The sequence below is a fragment of the Rhizobium sp. CG4 genome, from assembly GCF_023701965.1.
Taxonomy (GTDB): domain Bacteria; phylum Pseudomonadota; class Alphaproteobacteria; order Rhizobiales; family Rhizobiaceae; genus Agrobacterium.
The window spans coordinates 122,808-143,033 of the sequence record NZ_JABAEG010000001.1 but is presented as its reverse complement, the minus strand read 5'-3'; the positions used below and the strand labels follow the sequence as shown (position 1 = coordinate 143,033).

Genomic DNA, 20,226 nt, shown 5'->3' with positions numbered 1-20,226 from the left:
CTCTCTTTTGGTTTTCACTGGCGGGCTGTTGTTTTTTTCCGTGCCAGTGTCTGTTGCGTGGGGTCATTGCACCTCGCTGGCCGGATACTCATACCGTTGCAAATAAAATGCAACCTCAATTCCGCGATCTGTCAAACAGCTTCGGCATGGTTGTTGTCCGTTCATTCTGCGTACAGGCTTCTCCGTTCATGATTGGAACAATGTCATGATTGGCGCGTTGCGCTGACCGGGCACAAAAAAGCCCTGAATGACGCAGATGACAACGAAGCATTCAGGCACATGAGGAAACACGATGCTGAATAAAACCATGTTGAGGGCCGGGGTTGTTCTTCCCCTTATGTCCATTGTCATGACGGCTCAACCAGCCGGCGCCATGACATTGAGGCCCACCGTTTCTTTCCAAGCTGAGAGCCGGGATGTTATTCGCGTACAGGTCAGCGTTGAAGGCGCGCGCCAGCAATTGCAGGCAGCGCAGCAGGCACTGGCTGATGTACAGGCAAGCGGTGGTGACACTTCTGCCGCACAGGCGGCCGTAGGGGCCGCGCAGGCTGAGCTTGATGCAGCGCTTGCCGCGCAGAACGCAGCGCCACCACCAGCACCGGAACCCGCACCACCAGCGGCCGAGCCTGCGCCGGAGCCAGCACCACCCGCCGCTGAGGCACCACCTCCGCCACCAGCACCAGAACCTGCGCCGCCTGCGGCTGAGCCAGAACCGGCACCAGAGGCTGCTCCTCCTGCCGCCGAACAGGCACCTGAGCCGAAGCGCCGACCAAAACGTGAGCCAGCCGCCGAAGCACCGGCACCTGAACCGAAGGAAGCTCCAGTACCGCAGGAATCACCAGCGCCTGAGAAAGCTCCGGTGCCGGAGCAGCAGGCAGACCCACAGCCGGGCCGCCAGCCGGGTGATGACCAGTCCAAGCAGCGCCCACGCCCGAACCGTGAAAAACCTGCTCCACGTCCCGCCGCTGAAGAGCCGGCTCCTGTGCCAACACCGGCACCTGCACCAGATGCTGCGGCACCTGCGCCGGACGCTGATGCACCTGCACCCACCCCGGCACCAGCCCCAGACGCGCCGCCAGCCCCTGACGCACCGCCACCACCACAGGACGGTGCTGCAAGTGGCCAGGCCCCAGCCGGTGAAGCCGTGCCGGATCAGGTTGCTACTCCGCAGGAAGAAGCTCCTTCCATGACCAAGGAACAACTGGACCAGGCCAAGGCCATTGCTGCGGACCCGTCCAAGACCGATGAAACGGTTATTCTGCCGGTCGACAAGGGTGCTGCCGTTCTCGACAGCGACAAGGAAGCGGAACGTTCTGGCGACAGAAAGTCTCGTGACGAACGTCGCAAGGAGCGTGAGCAGGCCGGTGAAGTGAAGGTTCCGACCTCGGACGCCGAAGCACAGGCTATGCGGCCCGATGGCAAGGCACCACCGCCACCGGTCAAGATGGAAGCTGCAACGGCCCAGCAGGGTGAGCGCATTGCCCGTCCACCACGTTTTGAACGTCCGGAAGGCGTGCGTGAGTGGCAGCCACGCGATGGTGGCCGTCGTAACAACAATGAAGATGGCGCCCGTATCATCCTGCAGCTAGGTGACCGCATCATCGTGCGTGGCGACGATACCAGCCGCTTCATACGTGAAGGTGAAGAGCCGTATTACGAGCGTCTGCCAGGTGGCCGTATCCGCGAAACTGTGGAGCGTAACGACGGCACGCAGGTTGTGACGATCCGTAACCGTTACGGCGACATCATCCAGCGTTCGCGCATCGATAATCGTGGCCGTGAATATGTGCTCTTCTACGCACCGGAACTGATGGAGCGTCCTGACCGCGAATATGCTTATCGCGATCCGGGCCTTGACCTTCCACCGATGCGCCTGCGCATTCCGGTTCAGGACTACATCATCGACACGACAAGCGATCCGGACCGTGACTATTACGCGTTCCTCGAACAGCCGCCGGTCGAACCTGTCGAGCGTGTCTACTCGCTGGACGAGGTGAAGTACTCTGCGCGTATTCGTGACAAGGTACGTCGTATCGACCTCGATACGGTGACCTTTGCAACGGGCAGTGCCGATATTCCGATGAACCAGGCACGCACACTTCGCAAGGTGGCAGACGCGATCAACAAGACGCTGGACCAGAACCCGGCCGAAACCTTCCTCATTGAAGGTCATACGGACGCTGTCGGTTCTGACGAAAGCAACCTGATCCTGTCGGACCGTCGCGCTGAATCGGTCGCCAATATCCTGACCGACGTTTACGGCATTCCGCCGGAAAACCTGGCAACGCAGGGCTATGGCGAACGTTACCTGAAGGTACGCACACTTTCTGCAGAACAGCAGAACCGCCGTGTGACCATCCGCCGTGTCACGCCGCTGGTTCGTCCGGTCGCACAGAACTGATAATGTTCTGATGACAATAAAAAGCCCGGCTCCGAAAGGAACCGGGCTTTTTTTCATGCCTGAAATGTCGAACAAATCAGCCGTTGAGGGCAACCGCGATTTCAGCGGCCAGGCGTGCATTGTTGCGCACCAGGGCAATGTTGGTCTTGAGGCTGCGGCCGCTGGTCAGACGGAAGATGTTGTCCAGCAGGTAAGGCGTTACGGCCTTGCCGGTGATTTCCTCACGCTCTGCATTGGCAATGGCGCGGCTGATGTAGATTTCCATCTCTTCGCGCGGAATTTCATCTTCTTCCGGAACCGGGTTGGCAATCAGCATGCCGCCGTCGATGCCGAGCTGTTCGCGGGTCGTCTGGAAGTTGGCAATCGCGGCCGGGCTGTTCAGTGTCAGCGGGCTTTGCAGGCCGGACGAACGCGACCAGAAGGCCGGGAATTCAGTGGCTTCATAGGTCACGACAGGAACGCCGCCGGTTTCCAGAACTTCCAGCGTCTTTGGAATGTCGAGAATGGCCTTGGCGCCAGCGCAAATGACGATCACGCCGGTTTTGGCAAGTTCGGTCAGGTCGGCAGAGATGTCGAAGCTTTCTTCGGCGCCGCGGTGTACGCCACCAATGCCACCGGTTGCGAAGACCTTGATGCCAGCGCGTGCGGCGGCAATCATGGTGGCGGCAACGGTGGTCGCACCGGTGCGGCGCTCGGCAATCGCAAAGGCGATATCGGCGCGCGAAACTTTCATGGCACCAGTGGTCTGGGCGAGGGTTTCCAGCTGGGTCTTTTCAAGACCGATATGCAGAACGCCATCGATAACAGCGATGGTGGCCGGTACGGCACCTTCCTGGCGGATCAGTTCTTCCACGCCCTGCGCCATTTCAATGTTGCCAGGGTAAGGCATGCCATGGGTGATGATGGTCGATTCAAGGGCAACGATTGGTGCGCCGCGCTGTTTGGCAGCAGCAACTTCGTCGGAATAGACAATCGGAAGGAGAGGGGAGATTGGCTTTGTCATCGGGTATTTCCAATTTCTGTTATCAATGTCTCATGACAGGGTTTGTGCTTCGGGCACAAGACGTAACATCAGGTCAATGTTGTCTTGTGACATTTCATGCGATGTGGCGAAGGGTGAAAGGACCGTAATGGCTGCCGCTGCTGTGCCCCAACGCAGGCTTTCGCCTATGTTCTGGCCCTGAAGATGGCCTGCCAGAAAACCGGATGCAAGGGCATCACCAGCCCCTGTGACATCACGTACCTCTTTCAGGACTGGTGGCTGCAGCGATGCAGTGTTTTCGCCGACAAAGGCAATCACTTCATTGGAGCCGCGCGTTACCACGCCACCCCTCACACCGGCTGCGCGCAGCTGGGCTGGCCAGTCGGCGGATTTTTCCGGGCTGTGGGCGGTAATGGTGCGGGCTTCGGCCTCGTTCATGAAGAGAATGTCGATATTCTCAAGCGCGCCTTGCAACTTGACGACCTTGGCTGGCGAAATCGCAATGGCAGCCAGAAGCTTGCCCTGTTCCTTCGCCGCTTTGCCGAGTGCCGCAAGTGTATCCTTCGGCAGATTGGCGTCGCACAGAATGGCGTCGGTTGCCTCAATTGCATCCCTGACAGCCCGCACGCGCAGGCGGCGGGGCGAAAACAGGTCATAGAGGTCCATGTCGGCCAGCGCGATGATCAGATTGCCGTCGCGCTCAAGGATCGCGGTGTAGCTGGGTGTCTTGCGGTCCAGAAAGACAAAAGGCGTGTCTTCGACATCAGCTTCAATGGCCGCTGCCGCGACTGCTTCGCCGGTGGCATCGCCGCCGCGCGGCGAGATGATGCGAACGTCAAAACCGAGGCGGGAAAGGTTGCGGGCAGCATTAAAGCCGCCACCGCCTGCCTCTTCCATCCAACGTCCGGGGTTACTGGCAGCCGGTGAGGTTTCACCTGTTATCAGACCTCGGCGATCTATGTGGGCACCACCGAGTACGAGTATTTTTTTCATCGTCCGTTCCCGTATTCCACCGGTCTGATGCAGGGGTGCGATTCGACCCTTTTGCGGTTTGACCTGTGGTTTTTCATCTTTTTTGCCGTGGCTTCCACGAAGAAAAACAAAAATAGAACAAACCACTTATCCATTATTGTTTTCAATATGATGATCTGCTCTTGTCGAATGAGAACAAACAAGGTACAAAATCTTCACGGAACGCTTCATTGCCTGTGGGGCTTCAATAACCTAAAGGTGGATCAGATGGCACAAAATTCTTTGCGTCTTGTAGAGGATAAATCGGTGGATAAAAGCAAGGCACTGGAAGCGGCGCTCTCCCAGATCGAACGTTCGTTCGGCAAGGGATCGATCATGAAGCTCGGCTCCAATGAAAACGTCGTTGAAATTGAAACGGTTTCGACGGGATCTCTTAGTTTGGATATTGCCCTTGGGATTGGTGGACTTCCCAAAGGTCGTATCATTGAAATTTACGGCCCTGAAAGCTCGGGTAAGACAACGCTTGCGCTGCAGACAATTGCAGAAGCCCAGAAAAAGGGTGGCATTTGCGCCTTCGTGGATGCGGAACACGCGCTTGATCCGGTCTATGCCCGCAAGCTTGGCGTCGATCTGCAGAACCTGCTGATTTCCCAGCCTGATACAGGTGAGCAGGCACTTGAAATTACCGATACGCTTGTTCGCTCCGGCGCGGTGGATGTTCTGGTTATCGACTCCGTTGCGGCCCTGACGCCGCGTGCGGAAATTGAAGGTGAAATGGGCGACAGCCTGCCGGGTCTTCAGGCTCGTCTGATGAGCCAGGCGCTGCGCAAGCTGACCGCATCGATCTCCCGTTCAAACTGCATGGTTATCTTCATCAACCAGATCCGTATGAAGATCGGTGTGATGTTCGGTTCGCCGGAAACGACAACCGGTGGTAACGCGCTGAAGTTCTACGCCTCCGTTCGTCTCGACATTCGCCGTATCGGCGCCGTCAAGGAGCGTGAAGAGGTTGTTGGCAACCAGACACGCGTCAAGGTCGTCAAGAACAAGATGGCACCTCCGTTCAAGCAGGTCGAATTCGATATCATGTACGGCGAAGGCGTTTCCAAGACCGGTGAGTTGGTCGATCTGGGCGTCAAGGCTGGCATCGTTGAGAAGTCGGGTGCCTGGTTCTCCTATAACAGCCAGCGACTGGGGCAGGGGCGTGAAAACGCCAAAACCTTCCTGCGTGAAAACCCGGCGCTTGCCAATGAAATTGAGCTGTCACTCCGCCAGAATGCCGGTCTGATTGCAGACCGCTTCCTGCAGAATGGTGGTCCGGAAGGTTCTGAAGACGGCGACGGTCCTGACGCCTGATCGAACGGGTCGCTGTCTCTCATTTGAAACGGCGCTGTATGAATTGAAACAAAAGGCCGCGTGACACCGTTCATGCGGCCTTTTTTGTGCCATGGTTGCGGCCCGAATGGCTGGACAGGGCCAGACGTGAACGATAAAAGCCAGTGGTTTTGATGGTTAGCCGTATTGCAAACGGCAATGAAGGACTCAGTATGAGCGGTGTGTGGGCATGAGCGGCGTAAATGAAATCCGGTCGACCTTTCTCGACTACTTCAAGAAAAATGGTCATGAAATCGTAGCCTCCAGCCCTCTGGTGCCGCGCAATGACCCGACCCTCATGTTTACCAATGCGGGCATGGTTCAGTTCAAGAACGTGTTCACCGGTCTGGAAAGCCGTCCTTACTCCACGGCTGCATCGTCGCAGAAATGCGTACGAGCCGGCGGCAAGCACAACGATCTCGACAATGTCGGTTACACCGCCCGTCACCACACATTCTTCGAAATGCTGGGTAACTTCTCTTTTGGTGACTACTTCAAGGAAGAGGCGATCACGCACGCCTGGAACCTGATCACCAAGGAATACGGCATCGACAAGAACCGTCTTCTGGTAACTGTCTACCACACTGACGACGAAGCCTTTAACCTGTGGAAGAAGATTGCCGGTTTCTCGGATGATCGCATCATCCGTATTCCAACCAGCGACAACTTCTGGGCCATGGGTGACACCGGTCCTTGCGGTCCATGTTCGGAAATTTTCTACGACCACGGCGATCATATCTGGGGTGGCCCTCCAGGCTCTGCCGATGAAGATGGTGACCGTTTCATCGAGATTTGGAACCTCGTCTTCATGCAGTATGAGCAGGTGACGAAGGAAGAGCGCATCAATCTGCCGCGTCCATCTATCGATACTGGCATGGGTCTTGAGCGTATTTCCGCGCTGCTGCAGGGCAAACACGACAACTACGACACGGATCTGTTCCGTGCGCTGATTTCCGCTTCGGTTGAGGCAACCGGTGTTGCTGCTGAAGGCGAAAAGCGCGCCAGCCACCGTGTTATTGCTGACCACCTGCGTTCATCCGCCTTCCTGATTGCCGACGGTGTTCTTCCGTCCAACGAAGGCCGTGGTTACGTGCTGCGCCGTATTATGCGTCGCGCCATGCGCCATGCGGAATTGCTGGGTTCGAAAGAGCCATTGATCTGGAAGCTGCTGCCAACGCTCGTTCAGCAGATGGGCCGTGCCTATCCGGAACTGGTGCGCGCAGAGGCGCTGATCTCTGAGACGCTGAAGCTGGAAGAAACCCGTTTCCGCAAGACGCTGGAGCGTGGTCTTTCGTTGCTGTCCGACGCAACCTCGACATTGCACAAGGGCGACATGCTGGACGGCGAAACAGCATTCAAGCTTTACGACACCTACGGCTTCCCGCTTGACCTGACGCAGGACGCTTTGCGTGCCCGTGAAATCGGTGTCGATATCTCCGGCTTTACAGATGCCATGGAGCGCCAGAAGGCCGAAGCACGTTCGCACTGGGCCGGCTCCGGCGACAAGGCAACGGAAACGGTGTGGTTTGAACTGAAGGAAAAGCTCGGTGCATCCGAATTCCTCGGTTACGACACCGAAACGGCAGAAGGCGTAGTTCAGGCCATCGTCAAGGACGGCAAGGCTGTTGATGCCGCTGCTGCAGGCGAAACCGTGCAGGTTGTCGTCAACCAGACCCCGTTCTACGGTGAATCCGGTGGCCAGATGGGCGATACCGGTATCATCTCATCTGACAATGGCGCATTTGCCGTGTCCGATACCCAGAAGAAGGGCGAAGGCCTGTTCGTTCACATCGGTACGGTTGAAAAGGGCGGTCTCAAGGTCGGCGACGCTGTTCAGTTGACGGTTGATCATGACCGCCGCTCGCGTCTGCGTGCAAACCACTCGGCAACCCACCTGCTGCATGAGGCGCTGCGCGAAATCCTCGGCACGCATGTTGCCCAGAAGGGCTCGCTGGTTGCGCCTGAGCGTCTGCGCTTCGACGTATCTCATCCTAAGCCAATGACGGCAGAGGAATTGAAGATCGTTGAGCAGATGGCCAACGAAATCATTCTGCAGAATGCGCCTGTTACCACGCGTCTGATGAGCGTTGACGATGCGATTGCCGAAGGTGCCATGGCGCTGTTCGGTGAAAAATATGGTGACGAAGTGCGCGTTGTGTCGATGGGCACTGGCATTCACGGCGCCAAGGCCAACCGTCCGTACTCGGTAGAACTTTGCGGCGGTACGCATGTGTCAGCAACCGGTGAAATCGGTCTGGTGCGCGTGTTGGGCGAAAGCGCGGTTGGTGCTGGCGTTCGTCGTGTTGAAGCTGTCACCGGCCAGGGCGCTCTGGCCTACCTCGCCGAGCAGGACGAACGTGTGAAGGCGTTGGCTTCTTCGCTGAAGGTTCAGCCGGGCGAAGTGTTGTCGCGCGTTGAAAGCCTGCTGGATGAGCGCAAGAAGCTTGAAAAGGAACTGACGGATGCCCGTCGCAAGCTGGCCATGGGCGGCGGTTCCGCTGACGGCGCTGCAAGCGACGTGCAGGAGATTGGCGGCGTAAAGCTGCTGGCCAAGTCGCTGTCCGGTATTGAAGCCAAGGACCTCAAGGGCCTTGCTGATGATGCCAAGGCAGGCATTGGTTCCGGCGTTGTGCTGCTGATTGCCGTCTCCGACGATGGTAAGGCAAGTGCCGTTGTGTCTGTGACCGAAGACCTGACATCGCGCTTCAGCGCCGTTGATCTGGTGCGCGTTGCTTCTGCCGCTCTCGGCGGCAAGGGTGGCGGTGGCCGTCCTGACATGGCGCAGGCCGGTGGCCCTGATGGTGCCAAGGCATCTGAAGCCATTGAGGCTGTTGCGGCGGCACTCGCTGGCTGAGACTGGACCATCCAAGAAAAAAGGCGGGTTTGACCCGCCTTTTTTTATTTTCTGATCGCCGTCCGCTAAGCCATGTCAGCCGGTGGGATGCAAATCTTTCGAGGCTTCCTCATCCAGTTGCAAGGCACGCTTGAATGCCGGGCGTTCGCTGATATGGCTGAGATATTCCACAAAATGTGGACGTTTTTCGACCGTGCCGACCTGCATGCCCCAGCCGATATGGGAGGCGACATAAACGTCGGCCGCTGTAAACTGATCGCCAGCCACAAAGCGGTTTTCGCTGACAGCCAGTTCCAGTGTGTTCATGACATCTGCATAAGCGCCGCAGCCAACCATGCGGTATTTGTCTGGCGGCACTTCAACACCGAGCGCCTTGAAGCAACCTGCCATTTCCAACGGGCCCGCCGTAAAAAACAGCCAGCGGTAATAAAGGCCGCGCTGTTTGGTGGGTGGTGCAAGATTTGCGCCGGGAAAAGCATCGGCAAGATAGGCGCAGATCGCCGCGCATTCGGTGACGATGGTATCACCATGTTTGATGGCTGGCACCTTGCCCATCGGGTTTATCGCCTTGTAGGCGTGTGATTTCATGTCGGTACTGAAGGCCAGAATTTCGGTGCGGTAGGGCACACCAACCTCTTCCAGCATCCAGCGGGCAATGCGACCGCGAGACATGGGGTTGGTATAAAATGTCAGGTCACTCATAACGTCTCCTCCATTTTGGCAAATTCTGCGCCTGACCTGTGATGTAATCAAGACATTGCACTCGTAGCCAAAAGAAAACCCGGCGCGAAGGCCGGGTTCTCGAAGTTCTCTTCAGGTTTGGCTGTCTCAGGCAGCCATAGCCTTCTGAAGGTTTTCGTCGATCTTATCGAGGAAGGCAGTGGTGGACAGCCATGGCTGATCAGGACCGATCAGCAGTGCCAGGTCCTTGGTCATGAAGCCGGCTTCAACGGTGTCAACGCAAACGGTTTCCAGCGTGGCAGCGAACTTTGCCAGATCGGCATTGTCGTCCAGCTTGGCACGGTGTGCGAGACCACGTGTCCATGCGAAGATCGAAGCGATCGAGTTCGTGGAGGTTTCCTGGCCCTTCTGATGCTGGCGGTAGTGGCGGGTAACCGTACCGTGTGCAGCTTCAGCTTCAACCGTGCGGCCATCTGGCGACAGCAGAACGGAGGTCATCAGACCAAGCGAACCGAAGCCCTGTGCAACGGTGTCGGACTGTACGTCGCCGTCGTAGTTCTTGCATGCCCAAACGTAGCCGCCGGACCACTTCAGAGCGGAAGCAACCATGTCGTCGATCAGGCGGTGTTCATAGATGATGCCGACTTCGTCGAACTTCGCCTTGAACTCGGCCTGGTAAACTTCTTCAAAGATGTCCTTGAAGCGACCGTCATAAGCCTTGAGAATGGTGTTCTTGGTGGACAGGTAAACTGGCCACTTGCGCATCAGGCCGTAGTTCATTGATGCGCGTGCGAACTCGCGGATCGACTCATCCAGGTTGTACATGGCCAGAGCAACGCCGGCGCCCGGTGCGTCGAATACGTCTTTTTCGATAACCTGGCCGTCTTCACCAACGAACTTGATCGTCAGCTTGCCCTTGCCAGGGAATTTGAAGTCGGTTGCCTTGTACTGGTCGCCGAATGCGTGACGGCCAACAACGATTGGCTTCGTCCAGCCTGGAACCAGACGTGGAACGTTTTTGCAGATGATTGGCTCGCGGAAGATAACGCCGCCGAGAATGTTGCGGATGGTGCCATTCGGGCTCTTCCACATCTGCTTGAGGCTAAATTCCTCAACGCGGGCTTCATCTGGAGTAATGGTTGCGCACTTGATGCCAACGCCGTGCTTCTTGATGGCGTGAGCCGCATCAACAGTCACTTGGTCATTGGTCGCGTCACGGTTTTCGACCGAAAGGTCATAATATTCGATGTCGAGATCGAGGTAAGGCAGGATCAACTTGTCCTTGATGAGCTGCCAGATGATACGGGTCATTTCGTCGCCGTCGAGATCGACAACCGGATTTGCAACCTTGATCTTTGCCATGAATTCCTCGCCATGAATGAGGCGGAACAAGTCCGCGGTATCGGAAAAATATCCGGTGCGGCTATAGCATCGCATGCGCCGTCCGCAAAGGCTTGGAGCATGTTTTTCTGCATGGCTGCCCAAATGAAGTTGGGTGGGTGACAAATGGCAGGATGGGAATACAGTCTGGCGAATCATTCCTTCATTGTCGATTTGCGACCGGACATCTTCATGCGTACTTTTTTCACAGCCACCCTTGTTTTTCTGGCCTCAAGCTGCGCATTCGCAGCAGATGCGACGGCACCCGTGCGTCAGGTGATGGATATCACCGTCAAGAACTGGTCCGGTGAGCAGGAGGAATGGAAATACATTTTTGACGAGGACATGCTGAACAGCCTGTTCAGCAAGAGATTCGTCGAAACCTACCATCAGGCGGCAAAAAAGCCGGCCTATGACACCGAAAACAACGAGCCGGGCGACCCCTTTGGCTACGACGTTGTGACCAGTTCACAGGATGGATGTCCAATACAGGAACTGGCGATCGCACCCGCTCAGCCAAAGGATGGCAGCGTCAATGACGTAAAGGTCAGTTTCAAGCTGTGGTCCTGCATGGACGAAAACGACATGAAGAACATGGTCAACGAAGTGCATTTCGATGTGATCGAAGAAAATGGCAAGCCTGTCATCGATGACATTCACCGGGTTGGCGACGACGGCACAGATTCCCTGGTTGTCGAGATGGATGGCATCATCAAGGGTGAATAGTGCCGGTCTTCAATTCGCCTTTTTCCGCTGCACACTTTGATTTGCGCTGCATTTTGTGCCAGTGAAGCGCCCGTGTAATCTGGAAGAAGAATATGGCTGGTACCAATAGCGAGCTGGAACTTGTGGCAGAAGGCCCGGCAATCATCCTCGTTGAACCGCAACTGGGCGAAAACATCGGCATGGTTGCCCGTGCCATGGCCAATTTCGGCCTGGCGGAACTGCGTCTGGTCAACCCGCGGGATGGCTGGCCAAGCGAAAAGGCACGCGCTGCGGCCTCCAAGGCAGACCATGTGATTGACGGCACGCGGGTGTTTGCGACGCTGGAAGAAGCGATTGCCGACCTGAATTTCGTTTATGCCACCACTGCCCGTGAACGTTACGGTTTCAAGCCGGTTCGCGCACCTGTTGATGCCGTTGCTACGCTGCGCGGTAAATTCGTTGGCGGCGAAAAGACCGGCATTTTGTTTGGTCGTGAGCGCTGGGGTCTGACCAATGAAGAAGTGGCGCTTGCCGACGAGATCGTGACCTTCCCGGTCAATCCAGCCTTTGCATCGCTGAACATTGCGCAGGCTGTGTTGCTGATGTCCTATGAGTGGATGAAATCGGGCATGGAAGACGTGTCTTCGACGCTTTTCCAGCCGATCGAGCAGCGGCCGGCGACAAAAGAAGAGCTGCATGGCCTTTACGAACAGGTGGAAGAAGCGCTGGATGCCCGCGGTTATTTCCGCCCCGAAGGCAAAAGGCAGCGCATGACTGAAAATCTTCGTGCCGTTCTGTCCAGACGCGCGCTGAGCTCGCAGGAGATCAGCGTTTTGCGTGGCGTGTTCGGCACCTTTGACCGTTACACGCGCAACTCGCCGCGTGGAGCTTTTTATCAGCCTCCCAACAACAATGCCGGCGGCAAGGGCGTTTCGGAAGATGACAGCACAGACGCATGAGCTGAAACCAATTCTGGTTTTTGATTCCGGAATTGGTGGCCTGACGGTTTTGCGCGAAGTTCGCGTTCTGATGCCGGAGCGCGAATTCATCTATATTGCCGATGATGCCGGTTTTCCCTATGGCGGCTGGGAAGAAGAGGCGCTGAAAGAGCGCATTCTGGCGCTGTTTGCCCGGCTGCTGGTAGAACACGATCCCGAGGTCTGCGTCATTGCCTGCAACACCGCCTTTACGCTGGTTGGTGCGGCATTGCGTGAAGCATTTCCTGCCATGACCTTTGTCGGCACCGTACCGGCGATCAAGCCTGCAGCAGAGCGAACACGCTCCGGCCTTGTATCGGTTCTTGCCACGCCCGGCACGGTCAAACGTGCCTACACGCGTGACCTCATCCAGTCCTTTGCCACCCAGTGCCATGTGCGACTGGTCGGTTCGGAAAATCTGGCCCGGATGGCGGAAAGCTGGATCCGGGGTGAGCCGGTATCGGATGAGGCGGTGATGGCTGAGATCACGCCGTGTTTTGTCGAGCAGGAGGAGCGCAAGACCGATATCGTCGTGCTGGCCTGCACCCATTACCCGTTCATGTCCAATCTGTTTCGTCGTTTGGCACCGTGGCCAGTCGACTGGCTGGACCCGGCTGAAGCCATTGCACGACGGGCACGCCATCTGGTGCCACTGGTTCAGGGTGCCGTACATCCCGATGGTTTTGATGTGGCGATTTTCACCTCAGGCAATCCAGATTTCGCCACCCGTCGCCTGATGCAGGGCTTTGGCCTGCGCGCCCAATAAACGGCGCTTGAACTTCAGTTAAAATGGTGGCTTGGTGGCGTTTCTCTGGAGCGAGGATTTGCCATGCCGTTTGAAAACTGGATTGCGTTTGCTGCTGCGTCAATTGTCATGCTGGCCATTCCCGGGCCAACCATCCTGCTTGTCATTTCCTATGCGCTTGGCCATGGCCGAAAGGCCGGTACGGCAACGGTTGCCGGTGTGGCGCTGGGTGATTTTACGGCGATGACCGCCTCCATGCTGGGGCTTGGTGCCTTGCTGGCGACGTCTGCTGCATTGTTTACGGTGCTGAAATGGGTGGGTGCGGCCTATCTGATCTATCTCGGGATCAAGCTGTGGCGTGCGCCTGTTATTGGTGGCGATGCCTCACAGGGCGATGTGACGGGCAAGGAAAGGCCGATGCGGATATTCCTGCATACCTATATCGTCACTGCGCTCAACCCGAAAAGCATCGTGTTTTTCGTGGCGTTTCTGCCGCAGTTTCTGGTGCCGGCGTTGCCCTGGCTGCCGCAAATGGTTATCTTTGAAACGACGTTCCTGGTGCTCGCCATCATCAATGCGGCACTCTATGGGCTGCTGGCGTCTGCGGCGCGTAACACCATTCGCAAACCATCAGTGCAAAAGGTGGTCAATAGAACAGGCGGAAGCCTGCTGATTGGCGCCGGCTTGCTGACGCTGGGTTGGAAGCGGGCGGCAAATATCTGAAATTCAATTTAAATAAAAAAGAACAGGCGGTGTTATTGCCGCCTGTTCTTTTTGTTTCCTGTCGCGATCGATCAGAATACGGCGAGATATTTCAGAAGCGAAATAATACCGATAATGATGACGATAACCTGGACGATCTGCTTCGCGCTGCCAGCAATTGGCAAGCGAGCGACCAGCCATAGAATCAGCACGATAACAAGAAACGTGATCAAAATGCTGATGAGGGTGGATGTAACCATTGGTCCCAGCTCCTTTAATTGTCCAACGGTTCTTGACCGTTGCGTATCAAATGCGTTCATCACCACATTGGTTCCATTGCGGACAATACAATTGAAAAAAATCCTATCGGCCGACGGAGACAACACATGACCCAGGTAAAAGTGAAAACAAGGCCCACGGGCGCAACGGCCGTTCTGGCAAGAATGGGCCAGCCGGACCTGACAACGCCAACCGGCGGCACGCTTGGCGTCACCACCAGCGCTTCCGATCCGGGCTTCAATCCGATTGATCTGCTTTATTCATCGCTGGCGGCCTGCATGGTGCTGAGCGCGCGCATCGCAGCCAGCAAGCTCGGCATCCTCGACAGGTTTGAGAACGTGACGGCTGAAGTAACCGGCGAGAAGGCAAAAACGGAACCGTCCCGCATCGAGACCTTCCATATCGCGCTTGATATCAAGGGTAATTTTAACGACGACGAGCGTCAGGCCATCGGCCATATGGCGGAAGATATCTGCACCGTCAGCAACACGCTGCGTGGTGCTGTGTCCTTTGACCTAACGGTTAAAGCGTAATCGTCTCTGCTTATGATTTTGGTGCGTGAGCGGCCTTTTGCCATTTGCGCACCAGACGGTCTCTCTTGAGGCGCGACAGTTTCTGCAGCCAGAAAATACCATCAAGCTGATCGATTTCATGCTGGATGCAGATGGCATGAAATCCCTCTGCCTCTTCTTCGTGAAATGCCCCGGTGATATCCTGATAACGTACGCGAACGGCCGCTGGGCGTTCCACTTCCTCCGTATAGCCGGGCATCGAAACGCTGCCCTCAGTGTGACGCATGGTGTGTGCGGACTGCGAGAGGATTTCCGGGTTGATATAATTGCGGACGCCGTCCTGTGGCGACAGTTCCAGCACAAACACCCGCTGAAATACACCAATATGGGCAGCCGTGATGCCGACGCCGGGCGCGGCGCGCATGGTATCCAGCAAGTCGGTGCACAGCGTTTTTACCGCATCGTCAAACACCGTCACCGGCTGGCAAGGTGTAGAAAGCCCGCTATGCGGGTAGGGCAGAATGGGCCTGATTGCCACTGTATGCTCCGGTTTTGCGCCTGATAAAACCCAGAAGGCGTCAGGCTTGCGGTGTCATGTTTTCGATGTCATGCGAGGTTCCAGAGGTGGCATAGGCGACCTCGGTCAGTTCCTTACCAACAGCTGATAATTCCACAAAGGTTCTTTGTGTCCGGTCATCACGTTTTGTCACGGCAAGGAAGCGGCCAGACATGGCGGTGATTTCACGTAACACCAGCGCATGGGCAATGCCGAGCTTTTTCGACAGGCTGCGGCTGTCGGAACCGATGCCGAGGTGAATAGCGCACAGAAGTGCGGCCCCGGTGGTGTCCAAACCATCCAGGGCCGTTTCCATGACCTTTTCCACCATCGCCATGAAGCGTTCGGCGGAAGTATCTTCAGACATTATGCAGCCTCGGTATCAGCCTCGATGCGCAGACGAACCGACACCAGAACCGACTTCGAGGTTGGGGTGAAGCTGCCTTCGCCGTAGCTGTGCAGTGGCACAAGCACGTTCAGTTCCGGGTAATAACCGGCAATGCTGCCTTCTGGAATGTTGTAAGGTACAAGGCGGAAGTTTTCGGCAATTCGCTCAATGCCATCGCCATATTCTCCGACAACATCAACGCGCTGCTTGGCCTTCGCGCCCAGCTTTTCCATGTCCTTTGGGTTCATGAACACGACCTGGCGTTCACCGTAAACGCCACGGTAACGGTCATCCATGCCGTAGATGGTGGTGTTGTACTGGTCATGGCTGCGGAATGTCTGCAGCACGAAGATGCCTTCTTCGCCAAGCGCCTGCTGGTGCTCGGTTTTTGCCGGCAATTCGCCGGTAAAGAAGGTTGCCTTCTTGGCTGGTGTGTTCCACTCGCGCTCTGCGGCGGCGTTGCGCAGGTGGAACCCACGCGGCACGCGCACGCGCTCATTGTAGTTCTCAAAGCCCGGCAGGACACGCTCGATCATGTCACGGATCAGGTCGTAATCTTCGGCCATGGCGCGCCAGTTGACATGGGCGTTGCCAAGCGTTGCTTCGGCAATCCCGGCAACGATTGCAATTTCCGACTTCAGCTCTGGCGAGGCCGGCGTGTTGATGCCGCCGGAACCGTGAACCATGCTCATGGAATCTTCCACGGTGATGATCTGCGAGACGCCCTTGGAATTACGGTCGATTTCCGTGCGGCCAAGGCATGGCAGAACGTAGGAGACCTGACCCGGCACCAGATGCGAATGGTTGAGCTTGGTGGCGATGTTGACCGTCAGGCGTTGCTTTTCAAACGCCTTGATGATCAGCGGGCTGTCCGGTGTGGCGCGCAGGAAGTTGCCGCCCAGCGCGATGAAGGTTTCGGCAGTCCCGTCCAGCATGGCGCTAATGGCTTCAACCGTGTTGTGGCCGCGATTGCGCGGCATTGGCACGCCTAGTTCTTTCTCAAGCGCGTCCAGCAGGGCAGGTGGTGCCTTTTCATCGATACCAACTGTGCGGTCGCCCTGCACATTGGAGTGGCCACGCACCGGGCAAAGGCCCGCACCTGGACGACCGATATTGCCGCGCAGCAATATGAAGTTGGTGATTTCGCGGATGGTGATGACAGAATGTTTGTGCTGAGTAATGCCCATCGCCCAGGTGGCGATAACGGCATTCGACGTCATATAGATGTTTGCGGCTTCTTCGATCTGCTCGCGGGTCAGGCCAGACTGGTCGAGAATGGCATCCCAGCTGGTGGCATCCACGGCGGCACGGTAGGCGTCAAACTCGACAGCGTGTTCGTTGATGAAGTCGTAATCGATGATGGCGGGCTGGCCAGCGGCACGTGCTGCGTCATCGGCGGCAAAGATAACCTTGCTCATGCCGCGCACGGCAGCCATGTCGCCGCCCTGGCGTGGCTGGTAATAGTTGGTGGCGATCTTGGCGCTGCCGCCGGTGATCATCTCAACCTTGTCCTGCGGGTCGGTAAAGCGCTCAAGGCCCTTTTCGCGGATCGGGTTGAAGACAACGATGCGGGCACCGCGAAGGGCTGCACGGCGCAGGTCACCCAGCATGCGCGGGTGGTTGGTGCCGGGGTTCTGGCCAATGCAGAAAATAGCATCGGCATGTTCGAAGTCTTCCAGCAGAACTGTGCCCTTGCCAACGCCGACGGAAGCCTTCAGGCCAACGCCGCTGGCCTCATGGCACATGTTGGAACAGTCAGGGAAGTTGTTGGTGCCGTAAAGGCGGACCATCAGCTGATACAGGAAAGCTGCTTCGTTGGACGCGCGGCCGGATGTGTAGAATTCGGCGCGGTTGGCATCTGGAACGCTTTTCAGCACCGAGCCGATTTCGGCAAAGGCTTCGTCCCAGGACACGGCGACATATTTGTCGGTGGCGCGGTCATAACGCATCGGGTTGGTGAGGCGGCCTTGCAGCTCAAGATCGTAATCGCTCCAGCCACGCAGTTCAGTGACGGTGTGTTTGGCGAAGAAGTCGGGCGGGACGCGCTTTTCAGTTGCTTCCCACGCCACGGCCTTCACGCCATTTTCGCAGAATTCGAAGGAGGAACCGTGCTCCGGGTCACCCCAGGCGCAGCCTGGACAGTCAAAGCCATCGGGCTGATTGGCTTTGAGAAGGGTACGGGCGCCGGATATTGGTGCGCCGGATTCCAGCAGTCTCTTGCCAACACTTTTCAGTGCGCCCCAGCCGCCAGCTGCGGAGGATGCCTTGCCGATGAAATCCATCTTGCCCATGAACGTGGTCTTTCCCAAAAATTATTCTTTAGCTCTTTGTTTTTTTGCATGTCGTTATCGCAAAACCGCTGAACACTTTTGCGCGACATGCTTCAGCGCAATTCCTGCGCCTTCTGGTCGCATTGCCTCATTGGCAATGTCTTGTTGTATTCTCCAGATTCCCCCATGTGTACCATATGTCAACTTGTATCTTAGTCTGAGTTTTTCAACTCTTGGTCATCGGCGTCGCGATTTCGTCGCAGGAATCTGTTTAAAGCGGTTGTTTATGACCGCATGATATTGTCTCTCCGATCAAAATTTTCCTTGGCATCCATCTTGCCTGATCGTTGACAATGCGGTTTTAAGAGCCATTCTCCAGCCAGCCCGTAATTCGGGACATTCACGTAAAACAGGGGGCGCCAATGACTGATGTTGACGACGATCGTCACGAGCCTCTCGATGTGACACCTTCCAATAAAGCCTCTGACATTTATTCGGATGACGGCTCTATCCGCTCCGACTTTTTGACCATGGTTGGTGCAGCAATCGCCGATCGTGACCTGCTGTTCCTGCGTAAAAATGTCGCAAGGCTGCACGAGTCCGAATTGGGCGATCTGCTCGAATCAATCCTGCCGGAACAACGCCATGCGCTGGTGCGGTTGCTGGGTGACGACTTCGACATGACCGCCTTGACGGAGGTCGATGAGGCCATTCGTCTGGATATCGTTGAGCAGATGCCGAATGAGCAGATTGCTGCCGGTATCGGTGAACTGGATTCGGATGACGCGGTCTACATTCTGGAAGACCTTGACCACGCGGACCGCGAAGAAATTCTCGCCAAGCTGCCGTTTACCGAGCGTGTCAGGCTTCGCCGTGCGCTGGATTATCCGGAAAGCTCTGCCGGTCGTCGTATGCAGACCGAGTTCGTGGCCGTGCCGCCATTCTGGACGGTTGGCCAGACCATCGACTACATGCGCGAGGAAGAAGAACTTCCCGAAAGCTTCACCCAGATTTTCGTGATCGACCCGACTTTCAAGCTGGTTGGCGCGCTTGATCTCGACAAGCTGCTGCGGTCCAAGCGGCAGGTGAAGGTCGAAACGATCATGCATGAAACCAACCACCCGATTGCGGCGGAGATGGACCAGGAAGAGGCCGCGCAGCTGTTTGAACAGTATGACCTTCTGTCCGCTGCCGTGGTGGATGAGAACGGCCGTCTGGTCGGCGTACTGACCATTGATGACGTGGTTGACGTTATCCAGGAAGAGGCGGAAGAAGACTTGCTGCGCCTTGGTGGTGTCGGTGACGAAGAACTGTCTGACTCCGTGGCCAGCACGTCGCGCTCACGTATGCCGTGGCTTGCCGTCAACCTGTTTACCGCTTCCATGGCCGCCTCCGTCATCGGCCTGTTTGACGCAACCATTGAAGAGATCGTCGCGCTGGCCATTCTGATGCCGATCGTGGCGGGCATGGGCGGCAATGCCGGTTCGCAGACCATGACGGTGTCTGTGCGGGCGCTTGCCACCAAAAACCTCGATATTCACAATGCCAGACGTATTATCCGTCGTGAGGCGGGCGTTGGTATTCTCAATGGCCTGCTGTTTGGCTGTACCATCGGTACGTTGGCTGCCCTTTGGTTCCACGATATCCAAATCGGTGGCATTCTGGCAGCGGCCATGATGATCAACATGTTTGCGGCGGCACTGGCCGGAATTCTCATTCCGATCGTGCTGGACCGTTTTGGCGCCGACCCGGCGGTGTCTTCAGCGGTGTTTGTGACGGCAGTGACCGATACGGTGGGCTTCTTCTCGTTCCTCGGTCTTGCAACCTGGTGGTTCGGCATACATTAGCGACGCTCACGTGCAGGAATTGTTTGCACAATTACGGGTTTCAAGTCCTTGTTTTTGCAAGGGCTGGTATTCTTGTGTTGAAGGCGAGACGTCGCGATTATGTTAGGTGAGGATCAATTGTAAAATTGACTTTTACGTGAAGGTCAATATACTCAATTGCCTGACATGAAGCGGATCGGCACGTGAATAAATATTATAGCATCACAGAGCTTACACGGGAATTTGGTGTTTCGACAAGAACGCTGCGTTTTTACGAAGACGAGGGGCTCATTCATCCTGAACGTCGTGGTCGGACCAGATTGTTCAGAATGGCCGACCGCAGGCTTATTCAGGAAATTCTCAGAGGCCGTCGTATCGGCTTCACCATCGCAGAAATCCGCGAAATCATTCAGGTCTACAAAGAGCCGCCGGGCGAGTCCGGCCAGCTCGAGATGCTGATGAAAAAGGTTGATGAAAAGCGCAATGAGCTTCGCCAGAAGCGCAAGGACATTGAAGAGACGCTGGCGGAACTCGACAATGTCGAAGAAGCCTGTCTGACCCGCCTTGCGGAAATTGGTGTCGGCACCTGACGGTTTCGAAATTCGGATAGTGTGAAGCCGCT

Annotated in this window: 18 protein-coding genes; 10 read left to right on the top strand and 8 right to left on the bottom strand. The window is 56.5% G+C overall.

Features of this window, described 5'->3' with window-relative positions; genetic code table 11:
* Nucleotides 1–292 precede the first annotated feature (292 nt).
* Nucleotides 293–2,401, top strand: coding sequence for an OmpA family protein (locus HGO37_RS00700; RefSeq protein ID WP_250981751.1), 2,109 nt, complete (start codon nt 293–295; stop codon nt 2,399–2,401).
* A gap of 76 nt (nt 2,402–2,477) precedes the next feature.
* Here HGO37_RS00700 and HGO37_RS00695 read toward each other — a convergent pair whose 3' ends face one another.
* Entirely contained in the window at nt 2,478–3,404 is a 927-nt protein-coding gene (locus tag HGO37_RS00695; RefSeq protein WP_250981750.1) for a pseudouridine-5'-phosphate glycosidase, read from the bottom strand.
* A gap of 30 nt (nt 3,405–3,434) precedes the next feature.
* The gene (locus tag HGO37_RS00690) at nt 3,435–4,376 is read right to left on the bottom strand and encodes a carbohydrate kinase family protein (protein ID WP_250981749.1); all 942 of its coding nucleotides are present in this window, start codon (nt 4,374–4,376) and stop codon (nt 3,435–3,437) included.
* A 246-nt stretch (nt 4,377–4,622) separates the two neighbouring features.
* Here HGO37_RS00690 and recA point away from each other — a divergent pair, with 246 nt between their 5' ends.
* Together recA and alaS are read left to right on the top strand one after the other, a co-directional pair.
* Nucleotides 4,623–5,711 carry a recombinase RecA gene (gene recA / locus HGO37_RS00685; protein ID WP_192488683.1) on the top strand — a complete coding sequence of 363 codons (1,089 nt, stop codon included), beginning with the start codon at nt 4,623–4,625 and terminating at the stop codon, nt 5,709–5,711.
* A 208-nt stretch (nt 5,712–5,919) separates the two neighbouring features.
* Nucleotides 5,920–8,583, top strand: coding sequence for an alanine--tRNA ligase (gene alaS, locus HGO37_RS00680; RefSeq protein WP_250981748.1), 2,664 nt, complete (start codon nt 5,920–5,922; stop codon nt 8,581–8,583).
* A gap of 75 nt (nt 8,584–8,658) precedes the next feature.
* On the opposite strand, the gene HGO37_RS00675 is transcribed toward alaS, so the two are convergent.
* Entirely contained in the window at nt 8,659–9,285 is a 627-nt protein-coding gene (locus HGO37_RS00675; protein ID WP_250981747.1) for a glutathione S-transferase family protein, read from the bottom strand.
* Between the two features lie 126 nt (nt 9,286–9,411).
* The gene (locus HGO37_RS00670; protein WP_192488686.1) at nt 9,412–10,626 is read right to left on the bottom strand and encodes an NADP-dependent isocitrate dehydrogenase; all 1,215 of its coding nucleotides are present in this window, start codon (nt 10,624–10,626) and stop codon (nt 9,412–9,414) included.
* Between the two features lie 210 nt (nt 10,627–10,836).
* Here HGO37_RS00670 and HGO37_RS00665 point away from each other — a divergent pair, with 210 nt between their 5' ends.
* The 4 genes from HGO37_RS00665 to HGO37_RS00650 all read left to right on the top strand — a co-directional run bounded on the left by HGO37_RS00665 (nt 10,837) and on the right by HGO37_RS00650 (nt 13,794).
* On the top strand, nt 10,837–11,370 hold the full coding sequence (locus tag HGO37_RS00665) for a hypothetical protein (protein ID WP_250981746.1): 534 nt from the start codon (nt 10,837–10,839) through the stop codon (nt 11,368–11,370).
* Between the two features lie 92 nt (nt 11,371–11,462).
* The gene (locus tag HGO37_RS00660) at nt 11,463–12,308 is read left to right on the top strand and encodes an RNA methyltransferase (RefSeq protein ID WP_250981745.1); all 846 of its coding nucleotides are present in this window, start codon (nt 11,463–11,465) and stop codon (nt 12,306–12,308) included.
* Nucleotides 12,289–13,092: a glutamate racemase gene (murI, locus tag HGO37_RS00655; RefSeq protein WP_250981744.1), complete on the top strand. Its 804-nt coding sequence runs from the start codon at nt 12,289–12,291 to the stop codon at nt 13,090–13,092. Before HGO37_RS00660 ends, murI begins: the two co-directional genes overlap by 20 nt.
* Nucleotides 13,093–13,155: 63 nt before the next feature.
* Entirely contained in the window at nt 13,156–13,794 is a 639-nt protein-coding gene (locus tag HGO37_RS00650) for a LysE family translocator (RefSeq protein WP_250981743.1), read from the top strand.
* A 71-nt stretch (nt 13,795–13,865) separates the two neighbouring features.
* Here the strand turns inward: HGO37_RS00650 and HGO37_RS00645 are convergent, their stop codons facing one another.
* The gene (locus tag HGO37_RS00645; RefSeq protein WP_192488691.1) at nt 13,866–14,033 is read right to left on the bottom strand and encodes a Thivi_2564 family membrane protein; all 168 of its coding nucleotides are present in this window, start codon (nt 14,031–14,033) and stop codon (nt 13,866–13,868) included.
* A gap of 126 nt (nt 14,034–14,159) precedes the next feature.
* On the opposite strand from HGO37_RS00645, the gene HGO37_RS00640 reads away from it, so the two are divergent.
* Entirely contained in the window at nt 14,160–14,585 is a 426-nt protein-coding gene (locus HGO37_RS00640) for an OsmC family protein (protein WP_250981742.1), read from the top strand.
* Nucleotides 14,586–14,595: 10 nt separating this feature from the next.
* Here HGO37_RS00640 and HGO37_RS00635 read toward each other — a convergent pair whose 3' ends face one another.
* Genes HGO37_RS00635 through HGO37_RS00625 form a run of 3 tightly spaced genes read right to left on the bottom strand, consistent with a single transcriptional unit; the run spans nt 14,596 to nt 17,799 of the window.
* Nucleotides 14,596–15,102, bottom strand: a complete 507-nt coding sequence (locus HGO37_RS00635; protein ID WP_250981741.1) for a peptide deformylase — start codon at nt 15,100–15,102, stop codon at nt 14,596–14,598.
* 40 nt (nt 15,103–15,142) lie between these two features.
* The gene (locus tag HGO37_RS00630) at nt 15,143–15,487 is read right to left on the bottom strand and encodes a hypothetical protein (protein WP_250981740.1); all 345 of its coding nucleotides are present in this window, start codon (nt 15,485–15,487) and stop codon (nt 15,143–15,145) included.
* Nucleotides 15,487–17,799, bottom strand: a complete 2,313-nt coding sequence (locus tag HGO37_RS00625; protein ID WP_250981739.1) for an FdhF/YdeP family oxidoreductase — start codon at nt 17,797–17,799, stop codon at nt 15,487–15,489. Before HGO37_RS00625 ends, HGO37_RS00630 begins: the two co-directional genes overlap by 1 nt.
* Nucleotides 17,800–18,200: 401 nt before the next feature.
* Between HGO37_RS00625 and mgtE the strand changes: the two genes are divergently transcribed.
* The gene (mgtE, locus tag HGO37_RS00620; RefSeq protein WP_250981738.1) at nt 18,201–19,625 is read left to right on the top strand and encodes a magnesium transporter; all 1,425 of its coding nucleotides are present in this window, start codon (nt 18,201–18,203) and stop codon (nt 19,623–19,625) included.
* 182 nt (nt 19,626–19,807) lie between these two features.
* The gene (locus HGO37_RS00615) at nt 19,808–20,194 is read left to right on the top strand and encodes a MerR family transcriptional regulator (RefSeq protein WP_192488697.1); all 387 of its coding nucleotides are present in this window, start codon (nt 19,808–19,810) and stop codon (nt 20,192–20,194) included.
* Nucleotides 20,195–20,226: the final 32 nt, after the last annotated feature.

Excerpts from the sequence above, each read along its gene's own strand:
- HGO37_RS00700 (WP_250981751.1), top strand. The coding sequence starts at position 293 with ATGCTGAATAAAACCATGTTGAGGGCCGGGGTTGTTCTTCCCCTTATG.
- HGO37_RS00695 (WP_250981750.1), bottom strand. The coding sequence starts at position 3,404 with ATGACAAAGCCAATCTCCCCTCTCCTTCCGATTGTCTATTCCGACGAA.
- HGO37_RS00690 (WP_250981749.1), bottom strand. The coding sequence starts at position 4,376 with ATGAAAAAAATACTCGTACTCGGTGGTGCCCACATAGATCGCCGAGGT.
- recA (WP_192488683.1), top strand. The coding sequence starts at position 4,623 with ATGGCACAAAATTCTTTGCGTCTTGTAGAGGATAAATCGGTGGATAAA.
- alaS (WP_250981748.1), top strand. The coding sequence starts at position 5,920 with ATGAGCGGCGTAAATGAAATCCGGTCGACCTTTCTCGACTACTTCAAG.
- HGO37_RS00675 (WP_250981747.1), bottom strand. The coding sequence starts at position 9,285 with ATGAGTGACCTGACATTTTATACCAACCCCATGTCTCGCGGTCGCATT.
- HGO37_RS00670 (WP_192488686.1), bottom strand. The coding sequence starts at position 10,626 with ATGGCAAAGATCAAGGTTGCAAATCCGGTTGTCGATCTCGACGGCGAC.
- HGO37_RS00665 (WP_250981746.1), top strand. The coding sequence starts at position 10,837 with ATGCGTACTTTTTTCACAGCCACCCTTGTTTTTCTGGCCTCAAGCTGC.
- HGO37_RS00660 (WP_250981745.1), top strand. The coding sequence starts at position 11,463 with ATGGCTGGTACCAATAGCGAGCTGGAACTTGTGGCAGAAGGCCCGGCA.
- murI (WP_250981744.1), top strand. The coding sequence starts at position 12,289 with ATGACAGCACAGACGCATGAGCTGAAACCAATTCTGGTTTTTGATTCC.
- HGO37_RS00650 (WP_250981743.1), top strand. The coding sequence starts at position 13,156 with ATGCCGTTTGAAAACTGGATTGCGTTTGCTGCTGCGTCAATTGTCATG.
- HGO37_RS00645 (WP_192488691.1), bottom strand. The coding sequence starts at position 14,033 with ATGGTTACATCCACCCTCATCAGCATTTTGATCACGTTTCTTGTTATC.
- HGO37_RS00640 (WP_250981742.1), top strand. The coding sequence starts at position 14,160 with ATGACCCAGGTAAAAGTGAAAACAAGGCCCACGGGCGCAACGGCCGTT.
- HGO37_RS00630 (WP_250981740.1), bottom strand. The coding sequence starts at position 15,487 with ATGTCTGAAGATACTTCCGCCGAACGCTTCATGGCGATGGTGGAAAAG.
- HGO37_RS00625 (WP_250981739.1), bottom strand. The coding sequence starts at position 17,799 with ATGGGCAAGATGGATTTCATCGGCAAGGCATCCTCCGCAGCTGGCGGC.
- mgtE (WP_250981738.1), top strand. The coding sequence starts at position 18,201 with ATGACTGATGTTGACGACGATCGTCACGAGCCTCTCGATGTGACACCT.